Source organism: Vreelandella nigrificans, assembly GCF_002374315.1.
GTDB classification, from domain to species: Bacteria; Pseudomonadota; Gammaproteobacteria; order Pseudomonadales; family Halomonadaceae; genus Vreelandella; species Vreelandella nigrificans.
This window is the reverse complement of sequence record NZ_NWUX01000018.1, coordinates 80,556-95,046: the sequence shown is the minus strand read 5'-3', so window position 1 is coordinate 95,046 and position 14,491 is coordinate 80,556. Positions and strand designations below refer to the sequence as shown.

18 protein-coding genes and 1 rRNA gene are annotated in these 14,491 nt (G+C 52.8%); 9 read left to right on the top strand and 10 right to left on the bottom strand.

The window, feature by feature from the left end; all coding sequences use genetic code 11:
• A 5S ribosomal RNA gene (gene rrf, locus CPA45_RS23290) occupies nucleotides 1-71 on the top strand; the annotation flags it as partial.
• A 236-nt stretch (nucleotides 72-307) separates the two neighbouring features.
• On the top strand, nucleotides 308-496 hold the full coding sequence (locus CPA45_RS16970) for a hypothetical protein (RefSeq protein WP_096653536.1): 189 nt from the start codon (nucleotides 308-310) through the stop codon (nucleotides 494-496).
• 127 nt (nucleotides 497-623) lie between these two features.
• Here CPA45_RS16970 and CPA45_RS16965 read toward each other — a convergent pair whose 3' ends face one another.
• Nucleotides 624-1,481 carry a Tim44 domain-containing protein gene (locus CPA45_RS16965; protein ID WP_096653534.1) on the bottom strand — a complete coding sequence of 286 codons (858 nt, stop codon included), beginning with the start codon at nucleotides 1,479-1,481 and terminating at the stop codon, nucleotides 624-626.
• Nucleotides 1,482-1,624: 143 nt separating this feature from the next.
• Between CPA45_RS16965 and CPA45_RS16960 the strand changes: the two genes are divergently transcribed.
• Nucleotides 1,625-2,200 (top strand): isochorismatase family protein, encoded by a 576-nt coding sequence (locus CPA45_RS16960; protein ID WP_096653532.1) that lies wholly within the window; start codon nucleotides 1,625-1,627, stop codon nucleotides 2,198-2,200.
• A gap of 10 nt (nucleotides 2,201-2,210) precedes the next feature.
• Here the strand turns inward: CPA45_RS16960 and yaaA are convergent, their stop codons facing one another.
• Both yaaA and CPA45_RS16950 read right to left on the bottom strand, forming a co-directional pair.
• A complete protein-coding gene (gene yaaA, locus CPA45_RS16955; RefSeq protein WP_096653530.1) occupies nucleotides 2,211-2,990 on the bottom strand; it encodes a peroxide stress protein YaaA in 780 nt (259 codons plus the stop codon).
• A gap of 102 nt (nucleotides 2,991-3,092) precedes the next feature.
• Nucleotides 3,093-4,124, bottom strand: a complete 1,032-nt coding sequence (locus CPA45_RS16950; protein ID WP_096653528.1) for an NADP(H)-dependent aldo-keto reductase — start codon at nucleotides 4,122-4,124, stop codon at nucleotides 3,093-3,095.
• Nucleotides 4,125-4,375: 251 nt separating this feature from the next.
• Between CPA45_RS16950 and CPA45_RS16945 the strand changes: the two genes are divergently transcribed.
• Nucleotides 4,376-4,870 (top strand): tetratricopeptide repeat protein, encoded by a 495-nt coding sequence (locus CPA45_RS16945; protein ID WP_096653526.1) that lies wholly within the window; start codon nucleotides 4,376-4,378, stop codon nucleotides 4,868-4,870.
• Nucleotides 4,871-4,951: 81 nt separating this feature from the next.
• Nucleotides 4,952-5,470, top strand: coding sequence for a hypothetical protein (locus CPA45_RS16940; RefSeq protein ID WP_096653524.1), 519 nt, complete (start codon nucleotides 4,952-4,954; stop codon nucleotides 5,468-5,470).
• A gap of 29 nt (nucleotides 5,471-5,499) precedes the next feature.
• Here the strand turns inward: CPA45_RS16940 and CPA45_RS16935 are convergent, their stop codons facing one another.
• From CPA45_RS16935 to CPA45_RS16910, 6 genes are all read right to left on the bottom strand, one after another.
• On the bottom strand, nucleotides 5,500-6,045 hold the full coding sequence (locus CPA45_RS16935) for an LOG family protein (protein WP_078088838.1): 546 nt from the start codon (nucleotides 6,043-6,045) through the stop codon (nucleotides 5,500-5,502).
• 63 nt (nucleotides 6,046-6,108) lie between these two features.
• Nucleotides 6,109-6,630: a DUF501 domain-containing protein gene (locus CPA45_RS16930; RefSeq protein ID WP_078088837.1), complete on the bottom strand. Its 522-nt coding sequence runs from the start codon at nucleotides 6,628-6,630 to the stop codon at nucleotides 6,109-6,111.
• A gap of 15 nt (nucleotides 6,631-6,645) precedes the next feature.
• Nucleotides 6,646-6,945 carry a hypothetical protein gene (locus tag CPA45_RS16925; protein WP_096653522.1) on the bottom strand — a complete coding sequence of 100 codons (300 nt, stop codon included), beginning with the start codon at nucleotides 6,943-6,945 and terminating at the stop codon, nucleotides 6,646-6,648.
• A 38-nt stretch (nucleotides 6,946-6,983) separates the two neighbouring features.
• Nucleotides 6,984-7,391 carry an acyl-CoA thioesterase gene (locus CPA45_RS16920; protein WP_096653520.1) on the bottom strand — a complete coding sequence of 136 codons (408 nt, stop codon included), beginning with the start codon at nucleotides 7,389-7,391 and terminating at the stop codon, nucleotides 6,984-6,986.
• 56 nt (nucleotides 7,392-7,447) lie between these two features.
• Entirely contained in the window at nucleotides 7,448-8,254 is an 807-nt protein-coding gene (locus CPA45_RS16915) for a hypothetical protein (RefSeq protein WP_096653518.1), read from the bottom strand.
• Between the two features lie 61 nt (nucleotides 8,255-8,315).
• Nucleotides 8,316-8,747: a hypothetical protein gene (locus CPA45_RS16910; protein ID WP_096653516.1), complete on the bottom strand. Its 432-nt coding sequence runs from the start codon at nucleotides 8,745-8,747 to the stop codon at nucleotides 8,316-8,318.
• Nucleotides 8,748-8,784: 37 nt separating this feature from the next.
• Between CPA45_RS16910 and CPA45_RS16905 the strand changes: the two genes are divergently transcribed.
• The gene (locus tag CPA45_RS16905) at nucleotides 8,785-9,948 is read left to right on the top strand and encodes a MalY/PatB family protein (protein ID WP_096653514.1); all 1,164 of its coding nucleotides are present in this window, start codon (nucleotides 8,785-8,787) and stop codon (nucleotides 9,946-9,948) included.
• 18 nt (nucleotides 9,949-9,966) lie between these two features.
• Here CPA45_RS16905 and CPA45_RS16900 read toward each other — a convergent pair whose 3' ends face one another.
• Nucleotides 9,967-10,917, bottom strand: a complete 951-nt coding sequence (locus tag CPA45_RS16900) for a co-chaperone YbbN (RefSeq protein ID WP_096653512.1) — start codon at nucleotides 10,915-10,917, stop codon at nucleotides 9,967-9,969.
• A gap of 444 nt (nucleotides 10,918-11,361) precedes the next feature.
• On the opposite strand from CPA45_RS16900, the gene rpsT reads away from it, so the two are divergent.
• From rpsT to ribF, 3 genes are all read left to right on the top strand, one after another.
• Nucleotides 11,362-11,628: a 30S ribosomal protein S20 gene (gene rpsT, locus CPA45_RS16895; RefSeq protein WP_009097974.1), complete on the top strand. Its 267-nt coding sequence runs from the start codon at nucleotides 11,362-11,364 to the stop codon at nucleotides 11,626-11,628.
• Between the two features lie 97 nt (nucleotides 11,629-11,725).
• Entirely contained in the window at nucleotides 11,726-13,303 is a 1,578-nt protein-coding gene (gene murJ, locus CPA45_RS16890; RefSeq protein ID WP_096653510.1) for a murein biosynthesis integral membrane protein MurJ, read from the top strand.
• Between the two features lie 144 nt (nucleotides 13,304-13,447).
• A complete protein-coding gene (gene ribF, locus CPA45_RS16885; RefSeq protein WP_096653508.1) occupies nucleotides 13,448-14,485 on the top strand; it encodes a bifunctional riboflavin kinase/FAD synthetase in 1,038 nt (345 codons plus the stop codon).
• Nucleotides 14,486-14,491 lie beyond the last annotated feature (6 nt).

The following is a 14,491-nucleotide window of genomic DNA, read 5'->3' as shown; positions in this document are numbered from 1 at the left end:
TCAGAAGTGAAACCGCTTAGCGCCGATGGTAGTGTGGGGTCTCCCCATGCGAGAGTAGGTCATCGTCAGGCACTTATACGAAAAATCCCCCAGGGCTGATGCCTTGGGGGATTTTTTTATGGTTTGAATTTACTATTGCCCTTTACACCTAATGCATAATCTTCCTTAAATACAATCGTTTTAATAAATTTAATAACAAGAGGTTACTAGACTAAGCTGGTGCGCACGTGAGGCAGCGCCTAGTATGAGAGGGTGCGTATCCTAAAGTGCTACCATGAAGCGCTATATTCTCAGGAGGAGAGACGATATGAGTATGCAGTTGATGAAGAAGCTGGCAGTGGCACTATTAATGGCGATGATGGTGGGTGGACTGGCTGCATGTGATAATCAAGGTCCTGCAGAAGAAGCTGGCGAAAGCATTGATGAAAGCATGGAAAGTGCCGGTGAAAGTATCGAAGAAATGGGCGAGAGTATTGAAGACGCCGCCGAGAATTAAGCTTCTGCCGTAGAGGTTGAGCCAACAACCAACTTTTATATCTGCATATTAAAACAGCCGCTCTAAGCGGCTGTTTTGTATTAATAGCGTGTGAAAAATAAGGGCATGACCGCAGGGGCTTCTGGGATTAAGCGCTGGGGTTTTGCTCTATACCTTGTAAGTACCAAGGCGCCTCATCACGCATTGCACGCGTTAGATGCCAGGTTTCATTGAACTCAGTTTGCTCGTTATTCTCTTCGATGACACCATGGAAAATGACTGTTGCTTCAGCGTGCCCATCGTATTCTTTAACATCACCAAGCTCAGCAAATAGCTTTATAATCTCGGTGCGGTTATTCACTGGGTGTTCGGCGCGCTCTTGGCGTAGCAGGTTGTACAGTTCTGGCGTGACATATTCCTGGATTTGGCTGAAGTCATTGTTATCCCAAGCACGTTGAAGTGTCGTGAAGTGCTCCTTGGCACCACCTAAAAAGCGCTCTTTATCAAACCAGCTAGGTGTACTTTGCAGACCGCCAGCTAAACTACCAGGTGCAGCAGTGAAGCTTGATGAGGCGGGTGCGGCTTCTTGCTGTTCGCGCTGATAGCCCGCTACTGTTCCAGCAGACGCAGGGCGCCGCTGCCTTATAAATGCACGGAAGGCGAAGATTGCTAAGGCAGCCATGCCGACCACGACGAGCAGATCCATAATACGCAGCTCATCGAAGGCGCCACCAAAGAATAGCGCTGCAATTAAGCCACCGGCTAGCAAGCCGCCCAGCATTCCTCCCATTCCGCCTCTACGTGCCGCTGCGGCACCTGCTTGGCCTTGTTGCTGAGCACCTTGAGCCTGCTGTTGTTGGGCTGGTGTACTCGCAGGACGGTCTGCTGAGCGCGACATACTACCTGCGTTTCCACCTCCGCCCATACGGCGAGCCTCGGCGTGCTCAATGGCTGCGCTAAAGCCCATGACGCTGATCAGCAGCATGGCAAAAAATTGTCGTAACATTCTATTCTCCAGTGAAGATGTAGGGAGTGGGGTTATACGCCCATAAGCGTTATGTAGAAAATGAGAAGTAGCTAGTTTACCGTGTAAGCTGGTATGAACGTTATTCCGAGAATGTTTATAAAGACAAAAATAGGGTAAAAAAAGTGCGCTTACATCATCAGCAAAGCCTGTTGCTAATAGTCGATTTCCAAGCTGGTCTACTGCCCGTTATTGAGGGTAGTGAATTCGCTCTCGAGGAGGCGGCCTGGATGGCAGGCGTTGCCAATGCGTTGCAGGTGCCGGTTTGGTTAACCGAGCAGTATCCAGAAAAGCTAGGGGGCACGGCTTCAGCATTGTTAAGCACATTGGGTGAGCACCAAGTGTGGCAAAAACTCCATTTCAGCGTTATGGAAGAGCCGGAGTTTGTTCACACCTTACAAGCCCAGAGTGTGCGGCAAATAGTGATATGTGGGACAGAGGCGCATATCTGTGTATTGCAGAGCGCACTTGGCTTACTAGAAGCGGGGTATGAGGTTTTCTGGCTTAGCGAAGCAACAGCCAGCCGCCGCCGAGACGAAGCACGGTTAGCTCGAGAACGTGCTTGTGCCAATGGTGCGGTGGCAGTTACTGCAGATATGGTAGCTTATGAGTGGCTCAATCGATGTGATACAACTACTTTTAAAGAGGTCCATCAGCGCTTTCTGAAGCCACGCTCTCCCCGTGCGGTGACGTTTTTTTAAAGAAGTGGCATCAGCGATCAGCTTCTTTGCGAGTGAAGACCAGCGTATCGCCCTGCGAGCTGGCTGCGTCAAAGCGGTAGCCTGCCACATTGAAGTTGGTTAGCTGCCCGGGGTCGTTGATTTGTTGTTTGATAATCCAAGCTCCCATCAAGCCCCGTGCTTTTTTGGCGTAGAAACTGATAATTTTAAAAGTGCCATTTTTCTCGTCTTTAAACACGGGGGTGATGACCCGGGCATCCAGCTTTTTGATATCAATTGCTTTGAAGTACTCATTTGATGCTAGGTTCACGAGTACCTTGGAGCCACTTTCCAAAATCGCACTATTCAGTGCCTGCGTTAGTGTCGGCTTCCAGTATATGTACAGGTCATTTCCCGCCTCGTTGGGTAGTTTGGTACCCATCTCCAGCCGATAGGCCTGTATAAGGTCTAATGGACGCAACAGGCCGTATAGCCCCGATAAAATGCGAAGGTGTTGTTGAGCAAAGTGATTGTCGGAATCACTAAAGGAGGTGGCCTCAAGACCTGTGTACACATCACCTTGAAAGGCTTGAGCGGCCGGTTTGGCATTATCCAGCGTGAAAGGGGGGTGCCACTCGGCAAAGCGCGCCGCATTGAGACCTGCCAGCTTGTCGCTAATTCCCATTAGGTCACTAAGCTGCTGTGGTGAATAATCACGCAGAATTTTAATCAATGGCTTACTGTGGTCGAGAAAGCTAGGCTGCGTGACTTTGTCCGTGGTTGAAGGTGTTTCAAAGTCCAGCGTTTTGGCGGGGGAGATAACGCTCAGCATATCGTGTTCCTTATGCCGTGACAGAAAAGAGATGAAAACTGATGCGATTATACCAAGCCTCGGCGTTGGCCGAGGCTATTGGCTTGATAGTCACAGGTGCTATTACGGGCACGGGTTAGACATGCGGCGATGAATATCGTCGATGGCTGTCAGCACTTCTTCATCAAGCTTAAGGCTTTCACTAGCCAGATTGCTTTCCAGCTGGTCCATGGTAGTTGCACCAATAATGTTGCTAGTCAGAAAGCTTCTGCTATTAACAAACGCCAGTGCCATTTGGGCAGGGTCAATGTCATGCTCTTTGGCAAGATTCACGTATGCCTGTGTTGCGGCCTCAGCTTCTGGTGAGGTGTAGCGTTTAAAGCGTTCATAGAGCGTTAAGCGGCCTTTAGGCGGTTGTGCACCATTGAGATATTTTCCCGATAGCACGCCAAAGCCCAGAGGTGAGTAGGCGAGTAGGCCGACATCTTCACGATGAGCAATTTCTGCGAGACCAACTTCAAAGGTACGGTTCAGCAGATTGTAAGGGTTTTGAATAGAAGCGACGCGTGGTAAGCCCAGCTGATCTGATAACTGCAGCATGCGCATCACACCCCATGGTGTCTCATTAGAGAGGCCTATTGCGCGTACTTTTCCAGCGTCCACGAGCTCTTTTAGTGTTAAAAGTGTTTCTTCCAGAGGTGTGGTATTTTCTTGTTCTTCGTGGGTATAACCAAGTTTGCCGAAAAAGTTGGTTGTACGCTCTGGCCAATGCAGCTGATAGAGGTCGATATAATCGGTTTTGAGTCGAGCTAGGCTTCCATCCACGGCCTTATGGAGATGATCTCGAGTCATTTTGGGGCCGCCGCGGATGTGCTCTAACCCTGGACCTGCTGCCTTTGTCGCGATAATGACATCGTCACGGGCACCGCGGGCTTTCAGCCAGCTACCAATATAAGACTCGGTTAAGCCTTGGGTATCTGCCTTGGGAGGAACTGGATACATCTCGGCGGTATCAATGAAATTAACCCCAAAGGCCACTGCGCGATCTAGCTGCTCATGGGCTTCTGCTTCACTATTCTGTTCGCCAAACGTCATCGTGCCTAAGCAGAGTCGGCTAACCTCCATGCCTGTTCTGCCAAGTGGGCGGGTTTGCATTGTCATCTCCTTGGAGAGGTGGAATTGCCTCAGGATAAGCCGTATTTATCGCCGCGAATGGCGACGTGTGAGAGGCATGTTAGCGAGGCTCTACAAAAGCAGCAAATCAATAGGGTTGAGTCGGCGCAAAGGCAGGCGTATGCTTGCCAGCCCATTGGTCGGCCTCGTGCCGGTTTATCGTATGGTTAACTGTCAATAATGTGGGATGACCGTTAGCCGAAGATCTCAACAGATAGGCAGGGTGGTTTGCCATGCCGCAGGCATCTTCATTGTTTACTCGGTTAGAATTTCGTCTGGCTGAACAGCTGTTTCATACTCGTTGGTTACTGCCGCGCTCACCGCGCACTCAACGTTTAACCATGCAGCTATTTAAACGTTGTGCAGAGGCAGGACATCCTGATGCGCTTTCTATTTATGGGCACATGCTGTTCCATCGTGGTCAGTCGCCTCAAGATAAGGCGCGAGGAGCACGCTATGTCTTGGAAGCTGCTCAAGCAGGCGATATTAAATCTCAGTATCAAGCTGCAAAAATCCATGAGCACGGCTGCGCTCAGTATCCGCGCCGTGAAGATTATGCGGTGACCTGGTATGCCCGTGCTGCACAGTCAGGGCACTTCTTGGCTGCTGAACGACTCGCCCGAGCTTATCGGTTTGGTGAGTTAGGTTTGGTGGCGGATAGCGAGCAAGCTGCTTATTGGCAGCGCATCGTTGATCATTGCCCACAAGCTGCATTAACCGCAGCTTAGTCGCTATCATGGCTTAGTCGTTATCATGGCTTAGCCGCTATTATGAGTGTTAGTCGCTATTATGAGTGAATGAGGAAGTCAGTGTCCGAGACGCTACCTACAGTGTTAGATATTGAAGCGTCCGGGTTCGGGCGCGGCAGCTACCCTATTGAAGTTGGCATTGCACGTGCTGACGGTAGTTGCTGTGCGTTTCTTATTCAGCCATTAGACGAGTGGACCCATTGGGATCCTAAGGCAGAGCTGTTGCATGGGATCTCTCGGGATCGCTTGCTGCAAGAGGGTTATCCAGTGCACCAGGTAGCACATTGGCTTAATGATGAGCTGCGAGAACTTGGAAAAGCGTATAGCGATAGCTGGGGCTACGACAACACGTGGTTATCACTGCTGTTTCACCATGCTGGGCTGTTGCCGCGTTTTCGCTTGGAGGCACTGCGCATTTTGCTAAGCGAAGCGCAGCAGGAGCTATGGAGCGACACCAAGGAAGCTGTCATTGCTGAGAGTGGTATCCATCGTCATCGTGCTGGAGAAGATGCGCGTCTGCTACAGCTCACTTATCAGCGCACTCTTGCCATGGCTGAGTGCGCTAACCGCAAGCGTTAATCCCCTTTCGATAACTGCCTCTCCAGCGTTCAAATAAGCTGTGCCTCTAGCGCATCTAACAACTGTGCAGGCGTGGGTGCATCCATCAGCATGTCGCGAGTCGTTTGGGCCAAAAAACCGTGGCTGACGGTGCTGTCAAGAAAGCTCAGCAGTGGAGCATAAAAGCCTTCAGTATCGAGTAGCCCCATGGGCTTTTCGTGCAGGCCTAAATATCCCCAGGTCCAAATTTCAAACAGTTCCTCAAAGGTGCCTATACCACCTGGGAGGGCAATGAACGCATCCGCATTTGCAGCCATGGTGGCCTTGCGCTCATGCATATTGGGGACGCGTATTAGCTCGCTCAGGCCAAAGTGTGCCTGCTCTCGCTCGACGAGGTGGTCGGGCATCACGCCTATTACTTCGCCACCTGCTTCCAGCGCCGCGTTGGCAAGCTCTCCCATGAGGCCAATGCGTGCCCCGCCATAAACTAACGTGTGTCCGCGTGATGCAATAGCTCCGCCAAGTGCTTTGGCCGCGTGACGAAACGCGGGGGTATTACCTTCACGGGAGCCGAGGTAAACACAAATTCGTGCCATGGTAAGGCGTCCTTATCACAAATCAGTCGCTGGCTAGCGAGAGTTTAGTTATTCGCTGAGCAATTAGCTTAGGCAATGCTGAACGTTATACTGCTCGTCCATCCACTGTCCAATGACGTTATTGCCACATAGGTGGTGTGCATACTGGGTGTGCAAACAGCGTACCTGCTGCCAGTTGCTAATGCCGCCAACGCCGCGTTCGGTGAGCACGTCGGTGTAGCCTAGCTTGGTGACCTCATCACGCTGGGCATCGCTCATATATGCCCAGCGTGCAGCCACGTAGTCGCGGTGACTCTGCTGGTAGGCTTCTAGGAAGTCAGGCTCTTCTTGCAGCCGTTGTTCCAATGACTTAATTACGCCAACTGCTTCAATACGTGAAATTTCGATTTTCAGCAGATCAGAGCAGAGCCAGTAAAGCGTAGGAAACGGTTTGCCGTCGACTATTGGCGCCATCCGTAATACGAGAGGAGTGCCTTTTGCATCGGTAGCTGCAACGGCCTCAATACCGCGGGGCGCGCGTCCGAGCTGTTGGGCGATAATAGCTAACTGGCGCTCGTCTGGCGCTTGATCGGTGCGAATTACCATTGCGTTGATGTCTCGCTATCGTTCATCTTGAATAAACTTATTTGAGCGGCCAACGGCGCGGAAGAAGCAGCGATTAAGCTGTTCTGGTGATGCTACATAGCGCCATGTCCGCTCGCAGTACTCTGCGGCTCGCGCCATTAACACATCGTAGAGTCGATTGAACGGGGCATCATAATCGTAAGGGTCTGCGCCGAACAAGCGGATATGCGGATAGTCAGCAAAGCGCTCGATAAAATAGCGTTCAAGATCAGCTTCAACGGCGCGGTGCTGCGCCGTATTGTCAGGGTCGATCCAAAGATTGTAACGGATTGCCATGGGAGTCTCCCTGCGCCCCGCCAAAAGGTGGGTATGAGTTAAGCAGGCGTTGGCGCGCTGTGTAAGTGTGCCGATAGCGCATCGCGTAGGTCTCCCACGATGGGCACAGCACGTTTTCCTTGGTGGTCGTACTGCACTAGTACGGTATGACCCACATTGGTCAGCGTATCATGCTGCCGTGCTTCCTGGGTCACCGTAAACGAGCTGGTACCTAAACGTGTCAGGTATGTACGTAGTTCGATGTCGTGGCCGTAAAACAGTTCAGCGCGGTAGTCGACTTCCATGCGGGCCATAATTAAGCGCCACTGCTTGGGATTAAGATCCGGTGTAAATAGCTTGAAAAGGTCATTGCGTGCCAACTCAAACCAAGCTGGTAAACGGGTATTGTTAATATGGCCTAGTGCATCAGTGTCGTAAAAAGCCGGCTCAATCATGCGCGTGAACATCGGGGCATCCTTATCATTAGCAGGTTAGTCAGAATTACCCCCTAGCGAGCGCTTGGTCAAGTGCCGCGACGCTGATACCACGCAGTGAATTGCATCCACCCGAGCAGCCACAATGTCGCAGTCGCGAACCCTAGCAATGTTCCCCATAAAAGCCCTAGAGTGCTGTAAGTTAAAGAAACACATAGTGTGTAACTCAGCAGCGAACCAAGCCCCATGGGGTAGTGCTTAATGACAGTGGCGACTGGCTGATGACCACTATTTAAATGGAGGATGAGAAGAAACGGCAGCATAGTGATGGGGAAAGCTGCGAGAGTGCCTGCCCACTCTGGAGGTAACCAGTGAGCAAGGCGTGTAATAATAAATATAATCAGTGTGGCAAGCCCTGCTCGTGCCGCTAGTGCAGGCCAGGAAAACGTCCTGCTCGCTGGGATTCTGGTATCAGGTATCCGGCGAAACAGCCAGCTAAATACGGCGATGGCACACAGCGTTACAAGCGTACCGCTCACGCGAGTAAAATTGAACTGGGCAAGCACACTGCTAACCCCCAGCCATGCGATAAGGCCGCCTACTACGCCGTACAGTACGCCTTTGATGCCCGACCTACGGCCCGTCACTAGATAGCCAGCACCCAAGGCCATGGTGGCAGTAAAACCAGCCAACGTGTGCACAGCGCTTTGGGTTGCAAACTCGGGAGATAGCTCTAAGCCGATGAAAAAAAGTGCTAGCGCGGTCCCCAGTGGATAACCTGCCAGTAGCCCGGCAATGCGAGGGCTAGCGCGCACAGCGATCACGCCCAGCCCCAGTACCATGCCAATTGAAAGGCCTAGTTTAGCCAGCTGCCAAGTGAGCGGAACTTCTATCATGCGATGCTTTCCTTCATAAAAAACAGCAGGCTTTCAGCGAACGCCGTTGGGTGCCAACGACTTACACCAAGCGAAGCCCTTGCTGATCCTGCCATGCGGCTTCTAGGGCATCTTGAAGCGGTGCTTGTAAATGCTCTGGGAGACCATCATGGGCGGCTTGTAGTGAATCAAAGGAGCGATTGCGCAGCCAACAGTACGCCCATGCGCAGGCCTCCGCATCGCTTTGCGGGATGGGGCGGGCAGGCATTTGGTTCAGTAGAAACACCGCAGTGCGTGGCGCCCAAAGCGGAATTTCACCCTGCTCGTCGCGGCTCCACTGCTCAAGAGTTGAGCCGCTTGGGGTGGTGTCGGGGGTCCCCAGCTTTGCAACTCTGGCGGTTTCGGCCAGAATCAGCGCGAGCTGATCGGCATCTGCTTGGCCAAGCGAGCGCCACTGCCGCAATAGTGCCGAGAGACCGGCGCGCATCTTGGTATAAAAGTCATCCTGCGGCATGCTCAGTATCTACTCCCATAAATAAGTGAGAATCGTTATGGCGTTTGATTTTGCTACGCCCGTTGAACGGCGCCACCCCGAAGGGGGATATGCATCGCAAAAATGGCATCACTACGCTGCCCATGTGCTACCGCTATGGGTAGCTGACATGGATTTTCGATCACCGCCTGCGGTGATCGATGCGCTAAAAGCGCGAGTAGAGCACGGTGTTTATGGCTATGGTGAAGTACCCGCTACGTTAACGGAAACCCTGTGCCAGTGGAGCGCCCTCCATTACGATTGGCTTATTGAACCCGCTTGGCAGCAATGGCTACCAGGAGTAGTTCCAGCACTACACTTTGCGGCTCTGGCGTTGACGGAGCCGGGCGAGGGCGTGCTCACCATTGCACCAATTTACCCGCCCTTTTTGGCGGTTGCGGAGCGTACAGGACGGTTGGCGCAGCAGGCGATGTTAGCCGAGCCGAAGTCCCCTGGCGAGCCTTGGCAGTTGGATATTACCGCATTAGAAGCCGCTATTACGCCTCAAACCCGACTGTTGCTGTGGTGCCATCCGCATAACCCCACCGGACGCGTATGGTGCGAGCAGGAGCTTGCTCAACTTGCGGAGCTAATAGAGCGCCACGACCTTTTTGTGGTATCTGATGAACTGCATTGCGATCTTTTGTTAGATGAGGGAGCGCGTCATCGCCCACTGGCTGCTATGTTTCCTGCACTAGCTAAACGGACGATTACCCTCTGGGCGCCGTCTAAAACGTTCAACCTTGCAGGGTTGACCAGTGCCTGTGCGGTGATTCCCGATGCCGCGCTGCGTAAACGTTTTGCATCGGCTACGAAAGGCTTTTTCCCGGATGGTAATGTGTTGGGGTTGGTAGCCGCCGAGGCGGCCTACCGGGAGGGGGAGCCTTGGCGGCAAGCGCTGTTAAACGAGCTACGCAGCCACCGTGCTACTTTGGAATCGAGGGTTGCGTTATGGCCAGGTGTTTCGCTAAGCGCCCCAGAGTCTACCTATTTAGCGTGGCTAGATATGCGCCAAGCTGGCTTGGGAAACTCGCCCGCTAAGGCACTGCTTGAACAGGCGGGCGTAGCGCTTTCCGATGGGGCGGCGTTTGGTTGCCCTGGTTTTGTAAGGCTTAACTTTGGCACTACCGCTGCTCAGTTAGAGGCTGCGCTAGCGCGTATGGATCAGTTGCTACAAGCTTGACTAATAGATCAGGCCTGATTAATAGAGTAGGGCAAACAGTTTACGCCGATAGGTCACGGTGAGTGGGTGGTCGGCACCCAAGGCATCGAATACCTGCAACAGCGTTTTACGGGCCGCGTCATCATTATAGGCGCGGTCCTGTTTCATTAAGGCTAGCAGTGCTTCTAGCCCTGCATCGTATTGGCCATCTGCCACTTGGCGCAGCGCACGCTGGTACTGGGCTTCACTGTCGTTGCGCTCACCTAGAGCAGCTACCTCTTCAGTGGACAGCGCTTGCTCGCTAAACTCAATGCTGGCGCGCACGCCACGGGCAGGGGCTGCGTCGCGTTCCTCCGGGGGTAAGTTATCCAACACGCTACGAGCGTCATCGCCGCGCTTTTCGGCCACTAGGGCACGAGCAAGGCCGATCTGATAAGCGTAATGCTCAGGATACTGGCTAACCAGAGATTGATAAATCTCACGTGCTGCGGCTGCATCGCCTGTACTCAGAGCCTCCTCTGCTTGATCTTCGGGGCTGGGAGGAGCATCACCGGGGGCTGGGAAATAACGGTTTAGCCACTCACGCACTTCTTTTTCAGGCAGCGCACCCTGGAAACCATCCACCAAGCCACCTTGGCTAACCAGCTTTACATCGGGTACTGAGCTTACCCCGAGCTGACCACCAATCTCTGGATTAGCTGCTATATCTAGCTTGGCCAACAGGAAAGCGCCTGCATACTCAACGGCTAGTTTCTCCAGCACTGAGAGAAGAGTGGTGCAAGTGCTGCTGGTGGGTGAATAGGAGCCCAGTAACACGGGAACCTGCATCGAGGCTTCCAGCACTTGCTGAATATTGCCCGCGCTTAACTCAATGATGACCTCCTCAGGCGTGACTGAAGGGCGCTCAGTGCTTGCCGAAGCATTACCGGCATTATTGGTAGTGGGTTCCGCAGTGAGCGGATTGCCTGTACGGGGATCAATAATCGACATGGGTAGACTCTGCATCGTATTAAAAGTGTTACAGATTGATATGCAGGCAACTGAGAGCGGATTCAAGGAAGTGGGTAGAAATAAACCGCTGTATCTAATACAGACTACCCCGAGCAAGACCAGCTCTATGGGGTTAGTGTTGCCGCGCCGGGCGCAATTGTAGAGATGATACGTGATCCTGCTATTCCGGTGTATAGCTTCTAAAAGGCATTGACAACTGCTAGTAAGCCCGCTTTGCGCGTGATAGACTACGCCATCCTCTCAGACAAGACCCGTGAACGGGCAGCCTTTAGACTGCTCGTTACACTATTTGGAAGCGTCTAAAATGCTTTCGAATCAATTGGTTGTTACGGAAATGTCGTGCTATGGCAAATGCATGGTCGACAAATACATAGTTAATCCGTTGCCGTTTACTGGCAACCTTTATTCTCCAAGGAGATACCTGTGGCGAACAGCAAGCAAGCACGCAAGCGCGCCCGCCAGGCCGAGACTCGTCGCGTCCTGAAAGCTAGCCAGCGCAGCATGGTCCGCACCTACATCAAGCGTGTGATCAAAGCGATCAACACCGGCGACCATGGCAAAGCAATGGAAGAGTTCAAAGTCATGCAGCCGGTTGTTGACCGCATCGCTGACAAAGACGTTCTTTCTAAAAAGAAAGCAGCACGTCTGAAAAGCCGCTTGAACAAGCGCATTAAGGCTCTGGCGGCGTAAGTCGGCAGGCGCCATAAAAAAAACCGGCTGCGGCCGGTTTTTTTGTGTCTAAACGCCACTCAAGGCAACTTTGTGTCTCTATGGATTGAGTTGAGTAATGACCGCTAATACGCCGCCCCAAGCTAATATGTCTCCTCAGCGTCGCGGGTTGATGCGCTCTGGGTTAGTGGTTAGCGCCATGACCATGCTCTCACGAGTGATGGGCCTGGTGCGTGATGTAGTGGTGGCCACGTTTTTAGGGGCAGGTAACGGCGCAGATGCTTTCTTTGTGGCGTTCAAGATCCCTAACTTCTTGCGCCGCTTGTTTGCCGAAGGGGCGTTTAATCAAGCGTTTGTGCCGGTGCTTTCCGAGTACTCCACTCAGCGTAGCAAGCAGGAAATTCGCGAGTTGCTAAATGCGGTGGCTGGCAGCCTAACGGCAATGCTGGCGCTGATAACTGCCTTTGCGATGCTTGGTGCGCCTTGGCTAGTATGGGTGTTTGCCCCCGGTTTTGGGCGCGATCCTGAAAAGTTGGCGATGACCGCCGATATGCTGCGCCTGACGTTCCCCTATTTACTGCTGATTTCGTTAACGGCATTCTCGGGTAGTGTGCTCAATACCTGGAACCGCTTTGCGGTACCTGCTTTTACACCAGTGCTACTCAATCTTTCGCTGATTGGTGCGGCACTGTTCTTGATGCCTCTGATGGAAGAGCCAGCCATGGCACTGGCCTGGGGCGTGCTCATTGCAGGGGCTGCTCAGTTGGCGTTTCAAGTACCGTTTTTACTCCGCTTGGGGCTCTTGCCTACGCCGTGGCCCAATTTTGCCCACGATGGTGTAAAGCGCATTTTAAAGCTCATGGCGCCTGCACTGTTTGGTGTTTCTGTCTCGCAGATTAATCTATTGCTAGATACTATTTTAGCGTCGTTGCTAGTGGCGGGTAGCGTATCATGGCTGTACTACTCGGATAGGCTAGTTGAGCTACCGCTTGGCGTTTTTGGAGTGGCGATTGGCACGATTATTTTGCCAGCGCTCTCTAAACGACATGCTGAGAAATCAACTGAGCACTTTTCGGCGATGCTGGATTGGGCGATTCGCGTTGTGCTGCTGCTAGGTGTGCCCGCTGCCCTGGCGCTGGCGGTGTTAGCCGAACCTTTCTTGATTACCCTGTTCCATTACGGGGCAATGACTGATCATGATATTCAGATGGCTGCCATGAGCCTGCGGGCCTACGCATTCGGCTTGGTGGCCTTTATGTTGATTAAAGTCCTGGCGCCAGGTTTTTTTGCTCGCCAGGATACGAAAACCCCAGTGAAGGTGGGCATTATTGCCATGGTGGCCAACATGGTGTTTAACCTGCTACTGGTTTGGCCATTAGCCCACGCAGGCCTGGCACTGGCTACGGCGCTGTCAGCATTTTTAAACGCAGGCATGCTGGGATACCTGCTGTATCAACAGAAGGTGCTGGTCTTCCAACCAGGCTGGGGTCGCTATGCAGTCCAACTGGTCGGTGGTAGCGCATTGATGAGTATTGCGCTTTATATTGTCTCCCCTGAGTGGCAGGTGTGGCTTGAGTTTGAACTGTGGCAACGTATTCGCTGGGTGACGGGTTTGGTTGTGATGGGGGGCGCGATTTATTTTGTGTGGCTGACTGTGCTTGGCCTGCGTCTGCGACACTTTAAGATGAACAGTTAGGGCGAAAGATAAGCCGTTAGGGGGAGGGCGAAGGTAATCTTCGCCTGTACCTAGCCAGCGCCTTCGTTATAATCGGACGCCTTGCCGTTTAGTAGAGACAGGCAGTCGTCACATCAAACCGCTTTTTTTAACGGCAGAGGTGCCATGCGCGTCATTAGAGGTCTGCACAATCTGACAGCAGCTCATCGTGGCTGTGTTGCGACTATCGGTAATTTCGATGGAGTGCATCGCGGCCATCAGGCGATCCTGGAGCAGTGCCGTGAGCATGCCGCACGCCTTAATGTACCGCTGACCGTGGTGGTGTTTGAGCCTCAACCCCGGGAGTTTTTTGCTGGTGATCAAGCGCCGCCTAGGCTTACTCGCCTACGCGAGAAAGTACGCCTGCTGCGCGACCACGGTGCCGAGCGGGTGCTGTGCTTGCCGTTTAACGATACGCTGCGCAGCCTAACCGGTCGCGAGTTTATCGATCAAGTGCTGATTGATGGCTTAGGGGTGAAGCATTTAGTCGTTGGCGATGACTTCCGCTTTGGCTGTGACCGCAAAGGTGACTTTAACCTGCTTGAAACCGTAGGCCAGGTTGAAGGGTTTGGCGTTGAGCATACGCGTACTTTTAAAGTCGATGATGAGCGCGTGTCGAGCACGCGGGTGCGTACATTACTGGCAAGCGGTAATTTTGATGCTGTCACTCGCCTGCTCGGTAGGCCTTACTCACTGCATGGGCGCGTAGTGCGCGACCAGCAGCTGGGTCGCACGATAGGCGTACCAACTGCCAATTTACCGTTGATGCCACAGCCTTTAACACTGCGTGGCGTGTTTGCTGTGGTAGCTGAGCTAAAGGATGGCGCACGCTATTCTGGTGTGGCAAATGTTGGTTTTCGCCCCACTGTTGGCTCGAAGCGACCCACACTGGAAGTTCACTTGCTGGACTTTTCAGGTGACCTTTACGGCCAGCGGCTAACGGTTTACCCCTGTGCCAAGTTACGCGGGGAAGTGAAGTTTGACGATTTTCAAGCGTTAAAAACACAGATTGAACACGATCGAGCCAGAGCGCGTCGTTATTTTTCGGCAGCGGATACTGGCAGCATGAATTCTCTTCCGCTGGCCTCGGCCCCGCTTGGGCGTGAGACCGCTTCTTCTGATTTCTCTTCGGCGGATGATGCCGCCGATGCTAACGATGGCTGACCGGAC

Excerpts from the sequence above, each read along its gene's own strand:
- CPA45_RS16915 (WP_096653518.1), bottom strand. The coding sequence starts at position 8,254 with ATGATAGAAGTTCCGCTCACTTGGCAGCTGGCTAAACTAGGCCTTTCA.
- CPA45_RS16910 (WP_096653516.1), bottom strand. The coding sequence starts at position 8,747 with ATGCCGCAGGATGACTTTTATACCAAGATGCGCGCCGGTCTCTCGGCA.
- CPA45_RS16935 (WP_078088838.1), bottom strand. The coding sequence starts at position 6,045 with ATGGCACGAATTTGTGTTTACCTCGGCTCCCGTGAAGGTAATACCCCC.
- CPA45_RS16965 (WP_096653534.1), bottom strand. The coding sequence starts at position 1,481 with ATGTTACGACAATTTTTTGCCATGCTGCTGATCAGCGTCATGGGCTTT.
- CPA45_RS16945 (WP_096653526.1), top strand. The coding sequence starts at position 4,376 with ATGCCGCAGGCATCTTCATTGTTTACTCGGTTAGAATTTCGTCTGGCT.
- yaaA (WP_096653530.1), bottom strand. The coding sequence starts at position 2,990 with ATGCTGAGCGTTATCTCCCCCGCCAAAACGCTGGACTTTGAAACACCT.
- ribF (WP_096653508.1), top strand. The coding sequence starts at position 13,448 with ATGCGCGTCATTAGAGGTCTGCACAATCTGACAGCAGCTCATCGTGGC.
- CPA45_RS16900 (WP_096653512.1), bottom strand. The coding sequence starts at position 10,917 with ATGTCGATTATTGATCCCCGTACAGGCAATCCGCTCACTGCGGAACCC.
- CPA45_RS16970 (WP_096653536.1), top strand. The coding sequence starts at position 308 with ATGAGTATGCAGTTGATGAAGAAGCTGGCAGTGGCACTATTAATGGCG.
- CPA45_RS16905 (WP_096653514.1), top strand. The coding sequence starts at position 8,785 with ATGGCGTTTGATTTTGCTACGCCCGTTGAACGGCGCCACCCCGAAGGG.
- CPA45_RS16930 (WP_078088837.1), bottom strand. The coding sequence starts at position 6,630 with ATGGTAATTCGCACCGATCAAGCGCCAGACGAGCGCCAGTTAGCTATT.
- CPA45_RS16925 (WP_096653522.1), bottom strand. The coding sequence starts at position 6,945 with ATGGCAATCCGTTACAATCTTTGGATCGACCCTGACAATACGGCGCAG.
- murJ (WP_096653510.1), top strand. The coding sequence starts at position 11,726 with ATGACCGCTAATACGCCGCCCCAAGCTAATATGTCTCCTCAGCGTCGC.
- CPA45_RS16920 (WP_096653520.1), bottom strand. The coding sequence starts at position 7,391 with ATGTTCACGCGCATGATTGAGCCGGCTTTTTACGACACTGATGCACTA.
- CPA45_RS16950 (WP_096653528.1), bottom strand. The coding sequence starts at position 4,124 with ATGCAAACCCGCCCACTTGGCAGAACAGGCATGGAGGTTAGCCGACTC.